Origin of the sequence: Nonomuraea glycinis (assembly GCF_035920485.1) — a bacterium.
GTDB lineage: Bacteria > Actinomycetota > Actinomycetes > Streptosporangiales > Streptosporangiaceae > Nonomuraea > Nonomuraea glycinis.
On sequence record NZ_CP109166.1, the window covers coordinates 257,407 to 273,044 of the forward strand.

General features: G+C 70.3%; 12 protein-coding genes. 3 read left to right on the plus strand and 9 right to left on the minus strand.

Translation table 11 applies throughout. The features are described from left to right. The 5 genes from OHA68_RS01305 to OHA68_RS01325 all read right to left on the minus strand — a co-directional run bounded on the left by OHA68_RS01305 (nucleotide 1) and on the right by OHA68_RS01325 (nucleotide 4,805). A complete protein-coding gene (locus OHA68_RS01305) occupies nucleotides 1-801 on the minus strand; it encodes a class I SAM-dependent methyltransferase (RefSeq protein WP_327105959.1) in 801 nt (266 codons plus the stop codon). Next, nucleotides 794-2,035, minus strand: a complete 1,242-nt coding sequence (locus OHA68_RS01310; protein WP_327105960.1) for a coproporphyrinogen-III oxidase family protein — start codon at nucleotides 2,033-2,035, stop codon at nucleotides 794-796. The genes OHA68_RS01305 and OHA68_RS01310 overlap by 8 nt, the downstream gene beginning before the upstream one ends. A 175-nt stretch (nucleotides 2,036-2,210) precedes the next feature. Further along, the gene (locus OHA68_RS01315; RefSeq protein ID WP_327105961.1) at nucleotides 2,211-2,402 is read right to left on the minus strand and encodes a hypothetical protein; all 192 of its coding nucleotides are present in this window, start codon (nucleotides 2,400-2,402) and stop codon (nucleotides 2,211-2,213) included. A 58-nt stretch (nucleotides 2,403-2,460) separates the two neighbouring features. After that, nucleotides 2,461-3,456: a threonine ammonia-lyase gene (locus tag OHA68_RS01320; protein WP_327105962.1), complete on the minus strand. Its 996-nt coding sequence runs from the start codon at nucleotides 3,454-3,456 to the stop codon at nucleotides 2,461-2,463. Further along, complete coding sequence (locus OHA68_RS01325; protein WP_327109438.1) at nucleotides 3,453-4,805, minus strand: helix-turn-helix domain-containing protein; 1,353 nt, start codon at nucleotides 4,803-4,805, stop codon at nucleotides 3,453-3,455. The genes OHA68_RS01320 and OHA68_RS01325 overlap by 4 nt, the downstream gene beginning before the upstream one ends. Nucleotides 4,806-4,987: 182 nt before the next feature. Here OHA68_RS01325 and OHA68_RS01330 point away from each other — a divergent pair, with 182 nt between their 5' ends. Then, on the plus strand, nucleotides 4,988-5,989 hold the full coding sequence (locus tag OHA68_RS01330) for a helix-turn-helix transcriptional regulator (protein ID WP_327105963.1): 1,002 nt from the start codon (nucleotides 4,988-4,990) through the stop codon (nucleotides 5,987-5,989). An 8-nt stretch (nucleotides 5,990-5,997) separates the two neighbouring features. Here OHA68_RS01330 and OHA68_RS01335 read toward each other — a convergent pair whose 3' ends face one another. Further along, on the minus strand, nucleotides 5,998-6,306 hold the full coding sequence (locus OHA68_RS01335) for a hypothetical protein (protein WP_327105964.1): 309 nt from the start codon (nucleotides 6,304-6,306) through the stop codon (nucleotides 5,998-6,000). Between the two features lie 322 nt (nucleotides 6,307-6,628). Here OHA68_RS01335 and OHA68_RS01340 point away from each other — a divergent pair, with 322 nt between their 5' ends. Then, a complete protein-coding gene (locus OHA68_RS01340; protein ID WP_327105965.1) occupies nucleotides 6,629-7,783 on the plus strand; it encodes a DUF455 family protein in 1,155 nt (384 codons plus the stop codon). A 117-nt stretch (nucleotides 7,784-7,900) separates the two neighbouring features. Here the strand turns inward: OHA68_RS01340 and OHA68_RS01345 are convergent, their stop codons facing one another. Next, nucleotides 7,901-9,424: a carboxylesterase/lipase family protein gene (locus tag OHA68_RS01345; protein WP_327105966.1), complete on the minus strand. Its 1,524-nt coding sequence runs from the start codon at nucleotides 9,422-9,424 to the stop codon at nucleotides 7,901-7,903. Continuing rightward, nucleotides 9,421-10,353 (minus strand): MBL fold metallo-hydrolase, encoded by a 933-nt coding sequence (locus tag OHA68_RS01350; protein WP_327105967.1) that lies wholly within the window; start codon nucleotides 10,351-10,353, stop codon nucleotides 9,421-9,423. The genes OHA68_RS01345 and OHA68_RS01350 overlap by 4 nt, the downstream gene beginning before the upstream one ends. Nucleotides 10,354-10,550: 197 nt before the next feature. Here OHA68_RS01350 and OHA68_RS01355 point away from each other — a divergent pair, with 197 nt between their 5' ends. Then, nucleotides 10,551-13,523, plus strand: coding sequence for a helix-turn-helix transcriptional regulator (locus OHA68_RS01355; RefSeq protein WP_327105968.1), 2,973 nt, complete (start codon nucleotides 10,551-10,553; stop codon nucleotides 13,521-13,523). On the opposite strand, the gene OHA68_RS01360 is transcribed toward OHA68_RS01355, so the two are convergent. Further along, nucleotides 13,520-15,472 carry an FUSC family protein gene (locus OHA68_RS01360; protein WP_327105969.1) on the minus strand — a complete coding sequence of 651 codons (1,953 nt, stop codon included), beginning with the start codon at nucleotides 15,470-15,472 and terminating at the stop codon, nucleotides 13,520-13,522. The genes OHA68_RS01355 and OHA68_RS01360 overlap by 4 nt on opposite strands. Between the last annotated feature and the right edge of the window lie 166 nt (nucleotides 15,473-15,638).

Sequence of the window (15,638 nt, forward strand, 5' to 3'; positions counted from 1 at the left end):
TCATTCACCTCGCTCTGCCACGACCACTTGCGGGCCGTCATACGCTGACTTCCGTTGTCCGGTGGCGTAGTCGCCCACCAGTTCACACAGGCGCAACTTGGCCACCTTGAGCAGCAGCAGCATTTCCGCCGGATACACGTAACGCATGGTCAGCTCCGTGAACAACGCCGGGCCGAGCACCCCGTCGGGTCCTATCCGCCGGTGCGTCATGCGGAGTTTCTCCCGCTGGGAGAGCCGCTCCACCAGCACGGTCTGCTCCGCCAGGTACTCCTCGCCGTCGGGGGTCTGGAATCGGTGAGACTGGACGGCGGCCGATCCAGCGGCGAGAAGGCGAAGATCCGGTGTGAAGATGTCGATGACCACGACCCCGTCATCGGTGAGGTGGCGGCGCATGGTCGCCAGCGTCGCCAGTTGGTCGCGCTGCGTCAGGTTGTAGAGGAACACGTTCCCCGGCATCGCGATGAGCGGGAAGCGCCGGCCGAGGTCGAGGTCGCGCATATCGCCTGTTTCCAGCGACAGCCGCTGTCGCACGTCGGCGGGCTCTGCCGCCATCCGGCGGCGTACGGCACCGAGCATGCTGTCGGAGACGTCGATCCCGACGACTTCGTGACCGTCCCTGGCGAGCGGGAGGGCGAACTGGCCGGTCGCCACCCCGATCTGGAGCACCGGGCCGCCGTACTTGGCCGCGAGCGAACGAAGGTGGCCGATCGCCGGATTGCCCGCCCCGTCGGCCAGCAGCGGGGAGTGGTCGTAGAGGGCGGCCAGTTCGTCCCCGTACCAGTTCCCTGGGTGGTCAGCCACAGCACGTCCCCGCTTCCGCCACAGAGTGATCGGCGGGCGCCAGAGCCTCTTCGATGTCGCCCAGCCGCAGAACTCCCTGCAAGGTGAGCTCCAGATGATCTACGGTCGCGTCGACCAGTTTCTCGGCGACCATCCACTCGATCTCGGGTCCGAAGACGTCGTGCGGCGATGAGCCGAACCGGGCCTCGAACGCGTGGAGTGAATACCGCCGTTCGCGAATGCCGTAGGAGAAGTGCCGGACCATCCGCGCCCGATGGTCCAGGTGATCGGCCGTCACGGCGGTCTCAGCGCCCGTGTCGGCCAGTGCCATATACCTGTTGATGTTGCGATCGTTCTCGTAGACCACGTCGTTCAGCTGGCTCGCGGCCGCCTGGCCCACTCCCAGCCAGTCCCGTCCCCTCATCTGCCACAGCCCGTACTGGTGGTGATGTTCGGGACCGCGGCTGTAGTGGAAGCTCGTGTATCTCTCGAACCCGGCGGCGCGCAGCATCGAGTCCGCGACCAGGAGTTGCTCCTGCCGCTCCAGGAACTCCGTGCTGGACCGCCTGCCGGTCTCGATGAGCGAGTTGAGGCGCGTCTGCGGATAGACCCACAGCGGGTACAACGCGATGTGGTCGACCTCGAAGTCGAGGGCCGTCCGTACGTCCGCCGTGATGACATCGGTTCCGCCGCCGGGCAGGCCGTAGATCAGGTCGATGCCGACGGAAGGCAGACCGGCCTGTTTCGACTGGGTGATGGCGCGCATCGCGTCTTCACGCTCGTGCCGGCGTCCGACGGCCTCCAGCACCTCGTCGTTGAAGGTCTGCACGCCCATGTTGAACTTGATGTTGCCGGCGGCCCTGAGGACCGCCAGCTTGTCCGGGGTCACGGACGTGGGGAATCCCTCGACCAGTATTTCCGCATCCGGGTTGCCCCTGAGGTAATGCCGCATCCGAGCCAGCACATCCTCCAGTTGGTGCGGGCTCAACATGGTGGGTGTCCCGCCACCGAGCTGGGCGGTCTCGAACGGGGCGGCGCCGAAGGCGCTGTCCTCGGTGTAGAGATCCAGCTCCGTGTTCAGCGCTCTGGCGTACCGGTCGATCAATTCGGGAGTCACGCTCTTCCCGACGACGGTCACGAAATCGCAGAAATAGCATCGCGTCACACAGAACGGCACATGGACGTAAAGTGCCAGCGGGTCGGATCCGAGGCGAACCTTGCGCACCTGGTCGACCTGCTGTTCAGTGCTCGGCATTTTCGGCTGGAATCTGACAGGAAAGGGCAGGGAAGTCTTGCTCGACCCCCTGCTCGTGCTTGGGTCGTCGGCCATTGGCGCAGATCCTTGAGAATCGTCACACGCGGGTCAGGCGGCGCTCACCGATCTGTCGAGCCGGGGAGCGCCGCCCCTTGCTGCATCGACGACTATGCGACTAGTCGTTTTCCTGCCGGCCGTCAGCGATGGCGCTGATCAGCTCCTGCTCGAAATCTCCGAAATCGGCGAAGTCGGATGTAATAATGTGCCCGGATCGGGAGCACGGATTACCCTCGGGGGCAGTCATGGAAATGACCTTTGACTTCAACATTTTGACACCTCCTTCGTTTCTTCCTGCTGTTTCGAGCATAGAATCCATTTGAGCTGACAACCGGCAATTACGTCGGCAAGATGCGGCGTTCCCGGCGCTATCGCGAATCGAGCAGGGACCGATGCCAGGCGGGGCTGACGTTGCCGCCTGACATCACGGCCGCAACCGGTCCGCGGTCCCTGCCACGCCCCCGGAGCATCGCCGCGCAGGCGACGGCCCCGCTGGGCTCCGCGACGATGCCCTCGGACTCGGCGAGCAGCCGCGCCGCCCGGGTGATCTCCGTCTCCGAGACGGTCTCCATGGCATCGGCGAGCCTGCGCACCAATGGCCACGCGTAGGGCCCCAGGCTCGGCACCCGCAACCCGTCCGCGACGGTTCTGTAGGTGTCGGCGACAGGCCAGGCGGTCAACTCCCCCCGCCGGAAACTCTCGCAGGCGTCCGCCGCCAGTTCCGGTTCGACGCCGATGACCCTGGTCGTCCCCCCCAGCCCCTTGAGGGCGACCGCCGTACCCGCCAGCAGACTTCCCGTGCCCGTAGGCAGGTAGACGGTGCTCAGTTCCCGGCACTGCGCCGCCAGTTCCAGGCCCACGGTGCCCTGCCCCGCGATGACATCGGGCAGGTCGCAGCCGATCAGTGCGAGACCGTGCCGATCACGGATGTCCACGGCGACGGCGTCCAGGGAGCCGGGGTCGGTGACGACGACTTCGGCGCCGAGCGCTCTGAGCGCGTCGATCTTCACCTGCGGCGCGCTGTGCGGGACCACGACGATCGCCGCGACCTTCAGGATCGCGGCGGAATGGGCGACCGCACGTCCGTGATTGCCCGATGACGTCGCGACCACTCCCGGCAGCGCCCTCGCGTCGTGGAGCTTCAACATCGCGAAGAGGGCTCCGCGGATCTTGAAGGAGCCCGTCGGCTGCCCGTGTTCCGCCTTGAGCCAGACCGGACGGTTCCCGGCCGTCCGCAGCCGGCGTACCGGGCTACGGGGAAGGTGCGGTTCCAGCCGTTCAGCCGCTTCGAGGACATCGTCGAGGACCACGGCGTCGGCGGCGGCCAGGGATGGTTCCATGAGGCTCTTGCCATCTCCGATCATGGTACGGAGGCCAGCAGGACGCGACGCACCAGGTTCAGCAGGACGATCTCCGGCGACGTACCGTGGTTCTCCACGCGGACCAGGCCGACCGCGGCCATCGCGTCGACCAGGTCGATGGCCGCGGAGATGGAGAGCTCCAGCTCGACCGCGATGTTCTCGATGGACCACCGCTCAGTGCTCCGCGCCAGCAGGCGTGCGTGTTCGCGCTGGGGGGCCGTCAGGAGATCGCAGCTGGTCGCGATCACTTCCCAGACGGGACCGAACTCGCCGGGCAACGCCTGGTCCGACGTGCCACCCGCGGCCGTGATCAGGTCGTGGAGCAGCACTTCCAAGCTGAGCTCCGCGCAGCGGGCGGCCGCGAGTTCCAGGGCGAGCGGGATGCCGTCCAGGCGCCGGCACAACTCGGCGACGGCCGCCGGGGCCGCATCGGGGAGGCCCGAGCCGGCTCGCCCCTGGTGCATGCGGTCGAAGAACAGCCGGACGGACTCCGTCTCCGTGAGCTGTGCGGGAGCAGTCCAGAGGTCTCTCGATGGGACGGCGAGTGGTGCCAGCCGGAGCGACATCGCTCCCCTGGCCCGCCACGGAGCGGCCGTCGTGGCCAGCACCCGCAGCCGGGGACAGGCACGGAGAAGGGCGAAGGCGAAGCCATCGACGGAGGAGCCTCCGGGCAGCCCATCCAGAACGATCAGCGCGTCGTTGCCGCCGATCAGCCGAGCCAGCCTGGCGCTCGATCCGGCATCACCGCGGATCGCGTCCACGGCGAGGTCTGCGGCGGGCGCCTGGGGGAGCCCACCGTCCCTACCCTCCCCCAGGGGGACCCAGAGGACGGGCCAGCCGTTCTGTTCACGCAGACGCAGCGCCACCTCCATGGCCAGCCGGCTCTTCCCCACGCCACCGAGGCCGCTGATCACCGCGAGACGGCTGTCTCCGGCGGTCAGCGTACGGGTGATGGCGTCTCTGTCACCGAGTCGGCCGACGAACGAACTGAAGGGGTGCGGTGGGCGGAGATCGAGGCCGCCGCCGGCGGGCTCGGATCGTTCGGCGGCGTCGTTCAGCAGGGCGCACGAGATCCTGTCCAGCTTGAGCGTGTCGGCGAGCAGGTCGAGGGTCCGCCGCCGCGGCTTTCTGATGCACCCGGATTCGATATTGCGAACGGTGCGAACGCTTACTGTGGAGAGATCCGCCAGATGCTGCTGGCTCAGTCCACGTTGCTCCCGATGCTCTCTCAAGAGGTCACCGAGCTCCAGAGGCCGCAGCACAGGCTCGGCAAATATGTTGTCGAATGGCGCAGAAGAAGGCACGGAAACCCTCCCGTGGCAAACATCAGTGGCGTTGCCGGAGGCCTCCATCGTCGTTCGCTCGAGTTCGCCCGCGTAAGTGGTCAGTTGCTGCCTGCGGCATGAAGCGGCCACCCGCACTGTTGCCGGACGTATACCGACGTTGTACTGACGTTGTACTGACCTCGTACCGTCTTCCGCTAGACAGGACGAAACGGCTCTGCTCCAGACACGCCGACGCGCACGGAGGGGTCATGTTCGAGGCGCTGGGATTCAACGACGTGGCCGAATCGGTGTACCTCGCGATGCTCGAGCATCCCCAGGCCGGGGTCGAGGACCTGATGCAGAACCTCGGCATGGCGGAGCACCAGATCCGTCAGGCCCTGGACGACCTGGCACGCATGTCCTTACTGCGCATCTCCGGGTCCGCTCCCGAAGTCTTCGTGCCCGTCAACCCCAGGACCGGGCTCGCGGCCTTACTGGCCCGGCAGCAGGCTGAGCTCGCCAAGCGGCAACAGGAGCTGGAGGAGAGCAGGGCCTCGCTCACGGCGCTGCTGGACGTGTACGCGGGGAGCCGCGTGCACACGTCCGCGACCGGGGTCGACTGGATCGAGGGAATCGACACCATCAGAGCAAGGCTCCGCGAACTGGCCGAGACCTGCACCTGGGAGGCCGCTTCCTTCGTGTACGGCGGCGCCCAGTCGGAGGCGAGCATGGCGGCCAGCAGGCCCCTGGACAGAGACGCGATCGACCGTGGGGTCCGGCTGCGCACCATCTATCTGGACAGCGTCCGTAACGACCCGGCGACCTGCTCCTACGCCCAGTGGCTCTGCGACCTGGGGAGCGAGGTCCGCACGACCTCCGTGCTCCCCATGCGGATGCTCATCGTGGACCGGCGGATCGCGGTGGTGCCCGTCGACATGGAGAAAACCAGCGCCGCCGCGGTGGAGGTCACCTGCCCCGGCTTGCTCACGGGACTGGTCGCGCTGTTCAGCTTCGCGTGGAAGAGCGCGGTGCCGTTCGGCGCACGGCGGCGCCGGGACGACGATGGGCAGACCGCACAGGAGAAGCAGGTACTGAGACTGCTCGGCCTCGGCCATACGGACGAGATGGTCTCCAGGCGGCTCGGCGTGTCGGTCCGCACGGTCAGGCGCACCGTGTCCGCGCTGCAGGAAAAACTCGAGGCGAAGAGCAGATTCCAGGTCGGCGCACGAGCTGTCGCCCTGGGCTGGATCGACCAGGACGACCTGGGGTAGGTCACCTGTCAGAGGACTGTCGTCGACCGGATCATCCAGAGGGCGTCCGGCGGCGTGGCGACGGCCATCGCACGACGGCACAGTTGCTCAGCCTTGAGACGGGCCACGTCCAGGTCCGCCGCGCGGAGATACAGGACCAGGGCGAGCAGGCCGTCCCGCACGTCCATGAAGATGTGCTCCGTGCGGTCGTTACCGGCTGCTGAGTCGGTGAGGGCGGCACGCACACGGGCTCCGGACACTCGCCGGCCGGGCGTGTCCACCACGATGAGAACGCAGTACATGGTCAGGCTCTCAGAGCCGGCGGGTAACCGCGTCACACCTCGAATAGAGCATCTTTCCCGCCGCCTTCGGCAGTGGTCACTTCCTGCCACAGGCGACTCCTGTCATTGACTGACCAGCCTGACGAGGAATGGACGATTGCTGCCAGGTGAACACTTGCCAGTCACAGCCCGCTGATCCTGGGACGAGCTCTGGTAATACTCGATGAATGAGCCAGGAAACGCAGAGAACAAAGACCCTCACAGTTACGGACGGGTTCGGCTGGGACGACCGGTGAACGTGGCCGGCGCGGATGATGCGGCTCGTATTACGGCCACCCGAAAAAGGATATTCTGAATGACAGAGAAAACTCCCCCCGATGTGGCGGAGAGCCGCCGGTCCATGCAGATTCTCCGGTACGCCTGCGTCCGCCTGCTGGAGATCTCGGCCGGCGTGCTGGTGAGGATCGCCAACTCTCAGACCAAGGTGGCCCTCTCCCGTGATGTGTGGAGCCTCGCGCAGGCGGCCGACCACATCGGCCGGCGACTGCCCGGCCTTCGCTCCTCCGCCGAGGCGATGACGCCTGTCGCCGGATACGCCGCATTCACCAACGGCTTGATCCGGATCAGCGATCCGGCGGAGCAGTACGACCTCCTGGTGTCGCAGGCGTTTCCCGAGCTGCGCGACGTCGTCTGCCTCTGGCAGGCCCGGCACGACCAATTGGCGGACGAGGCTTCGGTGTCGTGCCTGAAGAGCGTGGCGGAGCAGTTGGACAAGCTCACCCGGCCGACCGGCGGCGCCGCATCCGGTGGCAGAGGAGAACTCGCGCGCGGCATCGAGGGACTGGACCGGGACGAGCAGATCCCTCCGCCGCTGTCCGCGTTGGCGTCGATCCCCCGTCGGCCCGGCAGGGAGGCCGGACTTACCGAAGGCACGTCCCGGGCCTCCGGCCTCGTCCGGCACCTGCACGACATGATCTTCGGTATTGAGATCTGCGCGGCCGAGATCTGCGCGGCCCTCATCGCCCATCATCCGGAGGCCCCCTGGGGTCTGCGGTACGACCTGGCCAAACAGGTTCGCGACGAAGGACGTCATTTTGAGCTGATGGCCAACCGCATTTCCGAGCTCGGCGGTCAGATCGGCGACTATCCCATCAAATTTGACGTGTGGGATAAGTTCACCCTCGGCCGTACGCTGCCCGAACGCATCAACATCGAACAGCGCATGGGCGAAGGCATCGGCCTGGACGGCGGCATGGTGATCTACCGCGCCCTCAAGAAGATGGGCGACGAACGCACCGCCCTGCTCTTCGACTACATCAACGCCGACGAGGTCACCCATGTCGGCAACGGCAACCGCTGGCTGCGCGAACTGCTCGGCAGCGACGAAGCCGTCGCCGCCCTCGATGCGGAGACCCGCCGGCTCCTGGCCACCGCGAACTGGCCCACCACCAGCCCGATGCCGCTCAACGTCGACGATCGCATTTTGGCCGGCTTCACCGAAGCCGAACTGGCGGAGCTCCGCCCCGACGCCTGAGCCTGGATCCACTTCCGCGTCGAAGTCGCTGTGCTCGCCGGCCTCCTTGAAGGCGGAGACGATGCTGCGATGCTGCTGGGCATTGACGGCGAGACGCCGGTCGCGCTGGAGGTAGGGTCAGGGCCACGCCTGGAGTTCCTCGCCGTGCGGGTCGTCCACCACCCTCCACTCGCCGTCGATGCGCATGGTGGCCCGGCGCGCGGTGTCGTAGCGATCCCAGCCGGGATCGCCGGTCGTGGCGAAGGACACCCAGGCCGCGTGCATCCGGGCGGTCAGGTCCGACGGCGGCTCGTCCGGACCGAGCAGGGCCTGTGCACCGCGCAGCCGGGGCAGGCCGGTGACGTCGAAGACGAACGGCAGCTCCACCGTGTGGGTGGCGCCCAGCTCGCCGCCCAGCGCGGTCGAGCGCCACGCGAACGAGTAGCGGTAGGTGGCGGCGGCCCTTCCCGCGTGCGCGTCGGCCAGGCGCCGGCTGCCCACGCCGAACAGGGCGTCACCCATGATGGCCGAGCGCAGCTCCCCTTCGGACGCCTGCGGCCTGGCTTTGCGGTAGATCTCGACGAGGCGGGCGGGCCGCGGGTGTGAGCGAGCCGCGGCGGCGTCCACGTCCGCCGTCGTCGAGGTGGACAGGCTCCCGAACGGTGCCAGGTAGAGGTTGCCCTCCTCCGTGTTGGTGCCCACCAGCAGGTCCACCCCCGCGCCTCGGCCCGCGGCGACGGCCTCGGCCGGCTGGCGGTCGAGCACGACGCTGAACGGACTGAGCCCGATGAGCGGGTCACCATGGGTCTCGGTCCGTAGGTCGATGCCCGACAGTTCGGATATGACCTCGACCAGCCGCCGGTCCGGAATGCCCGCGAAGGCGTCGGCATGAGGCTCGACCCCGAGTGCATGGGCCGTGGCGCGGGTCACGCGGGCGGCCTGCTCAGGCGTGAAGGCGCCCAGGCCGCTGCCGCTCTGCACGATCGCGCGCCGGAACAGCCCCTCGGCCTCGGGCGCGGCCAGCACGCCGCCCACGATCGTGGCGCCCGCGGACTGGCCGGACAACGTGACGCGGTCCGGGTCGCCGCCGAACGCGGCGATGTTCTCCCGTACCCACCGCAGGGCGGCGATCACGTCGAGCAGGCCGCGGTTGGCGGGCGCGCCGGGCAGGTCGAGGAAGCCCGAGACGCCCAGCCGGTAGTTGAGTGTCACGAGCACGACCCCGTCGCGGGCGAAGGCGGACCCGTCGTAGATCTCCGACCGGGTGGAGCCCGCCACGAACCCGCCACCGTGCACGAACACCATCACGGGCAGCCGCTCCCCGGAGGCGTCCGGCGTCCACACGTTGACGGTCAGGAAGTCTTCGCCGGGGATCCAGCCCGGCCCGAAGTACGGGGTCATGTCCACGCTGCCGAGCCGGCGTTCGGCCTGCGGCGCGGTCGGCCCCGGCTCGGTGGCGGCCCGTACACCGTGCCAAGGGGCGTGCGGGCGTGGCGCGGCGAAGCGGGCGGCGCCGGTCGGCGGAGCGGCGTAAGGGACGTTCAGGAACGCGGTCGTCCCGTCGCGCCTCAGGCCGCGCACGGCACCTTGCGCTGTGACGACGATGTCTCCCGCGCGGTCTGCGGGGTGCTCTCCCGCACGGTCCGCCGTGTGGTGGCTCATCGGGCGTCCTTCGCGGTCTCGGCGTACGAAGCGAACGGGGCCCAGCCCTTGATGGCGAACCCGCTCCCTTCGCGAACCACCTCGGCGGCTCCCTGCCCGCCCAGGTGCGCGGGGATGACCAGGGCGCCCCGGTCTGCGGCCCAGCCGAGGACCTTGCGGCGGGTGGCGCGCGCCGCGGCCGGGTCCTCGCAGAAGCAACTGTTGACGTCCGGTTCCACGACCTGCACGGGGTTGTGCAGCATGTCGCCGACGAACACCGCGCGGTCGGTGCCCGATTCGAGGGTGACAACCGAGGACCCCGGCGTGTGCCCCGGCGCGAGGTTCAGCCGCAGGTTGGCGTCGATGGTGTACTCGTCCTCCCACAGCGTGGTCAGCCCCGCCTCGTGAACGGGGGCCACGCTGTCCTCGAACACGTTCTGGTTGCCCCGCCCGAGCACCGGCTTGTGCTCGTTCACCGGGTTCCAGAAGTCGAAGTCGGCCTTGGGGATGAGGTACGTGGCGTTGGGGAAGGTCGGCACCCAGGTACGGCCGTCCAGGTAGGTGTTCCAGCCGACGTGGTCCACGTGGAGGTGGGTGTTCACCACGACGTCCACGTCCTCGGGCCGTACGCCCGCGCCGGCCAGGTTGTCCAGGAAACCGGTGTCGAGGCGGCTCCAGACCGGCGAGTAGGGCCGCTCCTTGTGGTTGCCGACCCCGGTGTCGATGAGGATGTTCCTGCCCTCGCTGCGGAGCAGCCAGGTCTGGATCGCGGAGTTGACGATCCGCGTCTCGGGGGCCACGAAGTGCGGCTCCAGCCAGGAGGAGTGCTTCTTCCACGTATGTGGCGAGCTTTCCGGGAAGAACGTCTCGGACGTCATCTCGACGGACCCGTAGTATTCCCAGATCCGCGTGATTGTGACGTCACCCAAGGTGATCTGATTGGCAGACATGAGCATTCCTTGATCAGAGGAGCGGTGATGAGTGCGGTGAGATCCGCCGCCCGCCCATCGTGCGCCGCCGCCCGGGGCCGGCGGTATGCGTCAGGTGACTGCATCCGCTGCGGGGCCACGCGCTTGCTACCGTGGCAGAGCGGGAGCGGACCTGCGACGGCCCTGCGGTCCCGCGCGATGAGATCTTGGGAGGGCCTGTGCACGAGCGGGCGCCGGGTTCCCGCGTCACGGCGGGACGTGACGCGATCGTCGGGCGGGACGCCGAGGTCGAGCGGCTCGCCGCGCTGGCGGCGGACGCGTCCGGTGGCGGCCGGGTCCTGCTCATGTCCGGAGCCGCGGGGATGGGCAAGAGCACGCTACTGGAGTACGCGGCCCGCCGCGCCGTGGTAGCAGGCCGTCGGGTGCTGTGGGCGAGCGGCCGCGAGTCGGAGAGGGACCTGGCCTTCGCCGGCCTGCACCAGCTTCTCCGGCCGGTGCTGGACGAGGCGGCCCACCTGCCGGATCGGCAGCGCCGGGCGCTGCTCGGCGCCTTCGGCTTCGTGCCCGACGCCCCCGATCCCCTGCTGACGGGGGTCGCCGTCCTGACCCTGCTGTCCCAGGTGGCCGAACGGGCGCCGCTCGCGATCGTGCTCGACGACGCCCAGTGGCTCGACTCCGCCTCCGCCGACGTCCTCGCCTTCGCCGCTCGCCGCCTGGCCGACGACCCCATCACCCTGCTGGTCGGCGTACGCGACGACGACCCCATCGCACCGCCGCTCGGCGTACGCGACGGCGGCCCGAACTTCGACCCGGGGCCGAACTTCGACCCGGGGCCGGGCTTTGGCCAAGGGCGGTACTTCGACCGGGAGCCGGGCTTCGGCCAGTGGCGGGACTTCGACCGGGGGCGGGGCCTCGGCCAGGGGGCGGTGACGCTTGTGCTGTCGCCGCTCGACCGCGCGGCGTCCCGGCGGCTGCTCGGCCTCCGGGTGCCCGGCCTGACGGGCAGGATCAGGGAACGCGTGCTCGACCAGGCCGCAGGGAACCCCCTGGCCCTGATCGAACTGGCCGAACACGCCTCGCTCACCCCGGATGACCACGGCCCGTTGCCGGTCGGCCGGCGGCTGGCGGCCATCTACGCCGCCCGGCTGGCGGAGCTGCCGGAAGCCGGCCGGCGGGCCTTGTTGCTCCTGGCCGCCGCCGATTTGGAAGATCCCCCCGATGCCGTGCTGGCGCTCCTGCCCGACGCCGACGACAAGGCTTGGCCCGCCGTCGAAGAGTCCGGGCTGATCCGCCGGGCAGGCCGTCACGTACGGTTCCGTCACCCGCTGGTCCGCTCCGCGATCTACCACGCGGCGCCGTTCGACGCCCGCATGGAGGCCCACCGCGCGCTGGCCGGCGCCCTGCGTGACGAGCCGGACCGCCGTGCCTGGCATCTGGCCGCCGCCACCCTCCACCCCGACGCGGAGGTCTCGGCCGCCTTGGAGCAGACGGCCGACAGGGCTCGCAGGCGAGGCGGCTACGCGACGGCCGCCAAGGCGCTGGCCCGCGCGGCGGAGTTGAGTCCCGGGCGCGACGACAGCGCCCGGCTGCTGGCGGACGCGGCCGGCCTGGCCGTCTTCACCGGGGACCTGTCCTGGGTGGAGGCGCTGGCCGACCGGGCCCGCGCCCGTACCGACGACCCCGTCCTGCTCGCCGCCGCCGCACTGCACGTCGGGCGACTGTCCGCGCTGACCAGGCAGCACGCCGCCGGCTTCAACGGCATGGCCGCGATCGCCGACGACCTGGCGGCCACCCACCCCGCCATCGCGCTCGACGCGCTCGCCGCCGCCGCGGTGCTGCGCTTCTACTCAGGCGAGGAGTCCCAGCGGCGGATGATCGACCGGCTCCTGCCGCGCCTGCCCGCCGGAGCGCTGCGGGAGTGGGCGCGCATCGTGTCGGACCCGTTCGGCAGCGGACGCGACCTGGCGCCCCGGCTGCCAGACATGATCGCCGCAGCCGCGAGCCGCTCCGGAGCGGCCGATCGCGGAGGGACCAGGGCCGGCAGCCTCGGAGAGGCCGGAGCGGCCGATCGCGGAGAGGCCGGAGCCGGGGGCCGAGCCGGGCAGTTGACCGCGCTGGCCATCGCGGCGTGGGTGCTGGACGAGACCCCGCTGGCGGTCCGGACGTTCGACGAGGCCGTCCGGTCGTGGCGCACCGCGGGACCGCTCCCCGACGGGCTCGGCGGCGTGGTCGCGCTGGCCTACTTCGAGTACGGCCGCTGGGATCAGGCCCGTGCGGTCTGCGCCGACCTCGGCGCGCTGCCGGCCGCTGCCGGGCTCGGCCACGCCGTCGCGTGCGCGCACGCCATCGAGGCCATGGTCGTGGCCTCCCAGGGCGACGCGGCAGGCGCCCGCGCACTCGCCGACGAGGCGTTGCGCCTGGTGGACCCGCTGGAGAGCCGGTCGGTCGCCGTGTACGCGCACCGCGCCCTGACCGCCGCCGCCCTGGTCGAAGGCGACCACGAGGCCGCCTACGAGCACGCGCGGACGGTCTTCGACACCAACGGCGATCCCGTCCACTACCACGCCTCCTACCCGGCCCTGCCGGAGCTGGCCGAGTCCGCCGCGCGCAGCGGCCATCACGCCGAGGCGACCGTGATCGTCGAGCGCTCGGCCCGCGCCCTCGCCCGCGGCGGCTCGCCCCGCCTGCGGAGCCTGGTGCACCGCAGCCGCGCGTTGCTCGCCGACCCCGAGCACGCCGAGCCCGCCTTCCTGGCGGCCCTGGCCGATCCCGCGCTGGAACGCTGGCCCTTCGAGCGCGCGCAGACGCTGCTGGACTACGCGGAATGGCTGCGCCGCCGTCGCCGGATCGCCGAGGCGCGGCCGTTCCTCACCTCGGCGTACGACATCTTCCGCCGGCTGGGCGCGCGGCCGTGGCGCGAACGCGCGCAGGCGGAGCTGCGAGCGGCCGGTCTGGACGTCCACCCGGCCGACCACGGAGCCATCGCCGGCCTTTCTCCGCAACAGCAGCAGATCGTCCGGCTCGCCGCCCGCGGGCTGACCAACCGCGAGATCGGCGAACGGCTCTTCCTGTCGCCGCGTACCGTCGGCTCCCACCTCTACCGCACCTTCCCCAAGCTGGGCGTCACCGCCCGTTCCCAGCTTCGCGACGTGGTGGAGGCGGCGGCCGTGGACGGCGGCATGCCCGGCTAGGTCATCACGCAGAGGCCGCCGGCGAGGGTCCGTGCCAGCTCGGCCGTCGCCTGGTCCAGGCGGTCCACATGAAAGAGCTCGCGCGACGTACGATCGCCGCGCCACCGGCGGTCCGCGGCCAGCCGCGCCAGCGTGCGGCGGTCGTCGTGGCCGGAGATCGCGGGCCACTCGCCGGCCTCCAGGAGGCGGATCGCTTGGTCCAGGTTGGCCCGGATGCGCTCGACGGCGCGGACCTCGCACCCTGCCTCGCCCGGCTGAGCCACGGCGCTCACGGCGGCGAGGCTGCGGGCGTGGTACGCGCACGATTCCAGCAGGGCGAGCAAGTGGCGGGCGCGGGCGCGGCGCGGGTTCAGCGGGTGGGTCAGCGGGCGAAGGGCGCCGCGCAGGTCCTCCAGAGCCCGATCCAGCTCATGGGCGTCGAGCGGCGCGTCCCCGCCCAGGGTGCGGGTACGCCGAAGGGCACGCAGCACCTCGATCAGCCGCTCGCCACCGGCCCGGCGCACGGTCGTGGGCAGCACGAGCGCCCCCGCCAGCACCCCGCACAGCACGCCGAGCGCGGTCTCCCGCACGCGCAGCGCGAGCAGTTCGGCCGAGAACGTGCCGAGCAGGACGAACGCCATGGCGATCATGCAGGTGATGAAGAACGTCACGGCCCAGTACGCGTTCGGCGGGGTGCGGAAGATTCCGAAGACACAGACCAGCGACACGCTGAGCGCCAGCGGCAGGTCGCCACCGGCCACGACGGCGATCGACAGCCCGCACGCCACGCCCAGCACGGTGCCCAGCAGTCGCTGGAAGCCCTGGACCAGCACCTCCCCCGAGCTCTCGGTGTTGACGAAGACCACCCATGCGGTGAGCACGGCCCAGTACCAGTGCGCGGAGGACGACAACTCGCCGATCACGACGGCGATGGCCGCCGCCGCGGCGGCCTGGACGGCCTGCCGCGTCGCGACACGCCTCAGCCGGTGAGCCGCGCCGGTCGTACGCGGGCCGCGGTACGAAGGGGCGTCGGCGCCGAACCACTGATCCCCGGCGCGGCGGCGGTACGAAGGGGCGGCGGCGGCCGATCGGAGCTCGTCCGCGGCACGCGTCAGCTCGCCGATCGCGTGGTGGACGTCCAAAAGCGCCGCGGAGGCTCGGTCGCGCGCCGTCCCCGTGAGAGCCGGAGCGGAGCGGACGGCCAGCACCGCCAGCCGCTGCGCGGCCACGTCGGCCCGTACGATCCCCTGCCGCACCGAGTCGGCGGCGCAGCCCCGGCCGAGGAGATCGGTGATCATCAGCGCGCTCCGGTGCAGCCTGGCGATCCGGCGTTCCAGTGACCGCGTCCGGCGGGTGCCGCCCCGTCCCGCCCGTACCACCGCGGTCGCCCCGAGCACGACGTGCTCCAGATGAACGTCGAAGGCGGACCACAGCCGCCGCAGCGTCCTGGCGGGGGTCACCCGCAGCAGGCCGAACCCCACCAGCGCTTCGGCGGCGAAGCCGACGCCCACGGCGGCGTACAAGTCGGGCAACTGGCTCAGCCGGACGTCGAGGAACTGGGTCAGGAAGTACGCCATGAAGGCGAAGATCCCCAATGCCTGCCCTCGTGGCCCGTACCGGCGGACGTACACCGCCCAGAAGATCAACAGGACGAAGGCGGCCTCGGCCGCCACCCGGAAGGGCGCGAGCGCGCCACCCGCGAGCAGGACGGCGGACACCAGCGGAACGGCCGCGCCGACCACGAACACCTGATCGCGCGCGGGACTGTCACCGACGGCCAGCGCGACGGTGAAGGGGGCGAAGCACCCCGCGACGAGGAACGCGGCCGGCAGGTCCATGAAGGACGACACGGCCAGGGTGAGCGCGATGCCCGCGACGGCTCTGAGCGCGGTGGTCGTACGGACGAGCCCTGGATCGCCCGCGGCGAGACGATCCCACGCGCGTGCCGCCCGCCGGAGTTGAGTACGCATCGGTTTCCTCGTGATAGCCCGGTTCCCAGGCCATCATGCGGACGCGCCACCCACCCGGGGTATCGGACGCATGACTGCACTTCACAGGAACAGGACCCGCCAGCCCTTTTGGGGCGTTTGCGGTATGAATGATCGCAGCATGGGCCAGGTGAGCGGAGGCAGTCCC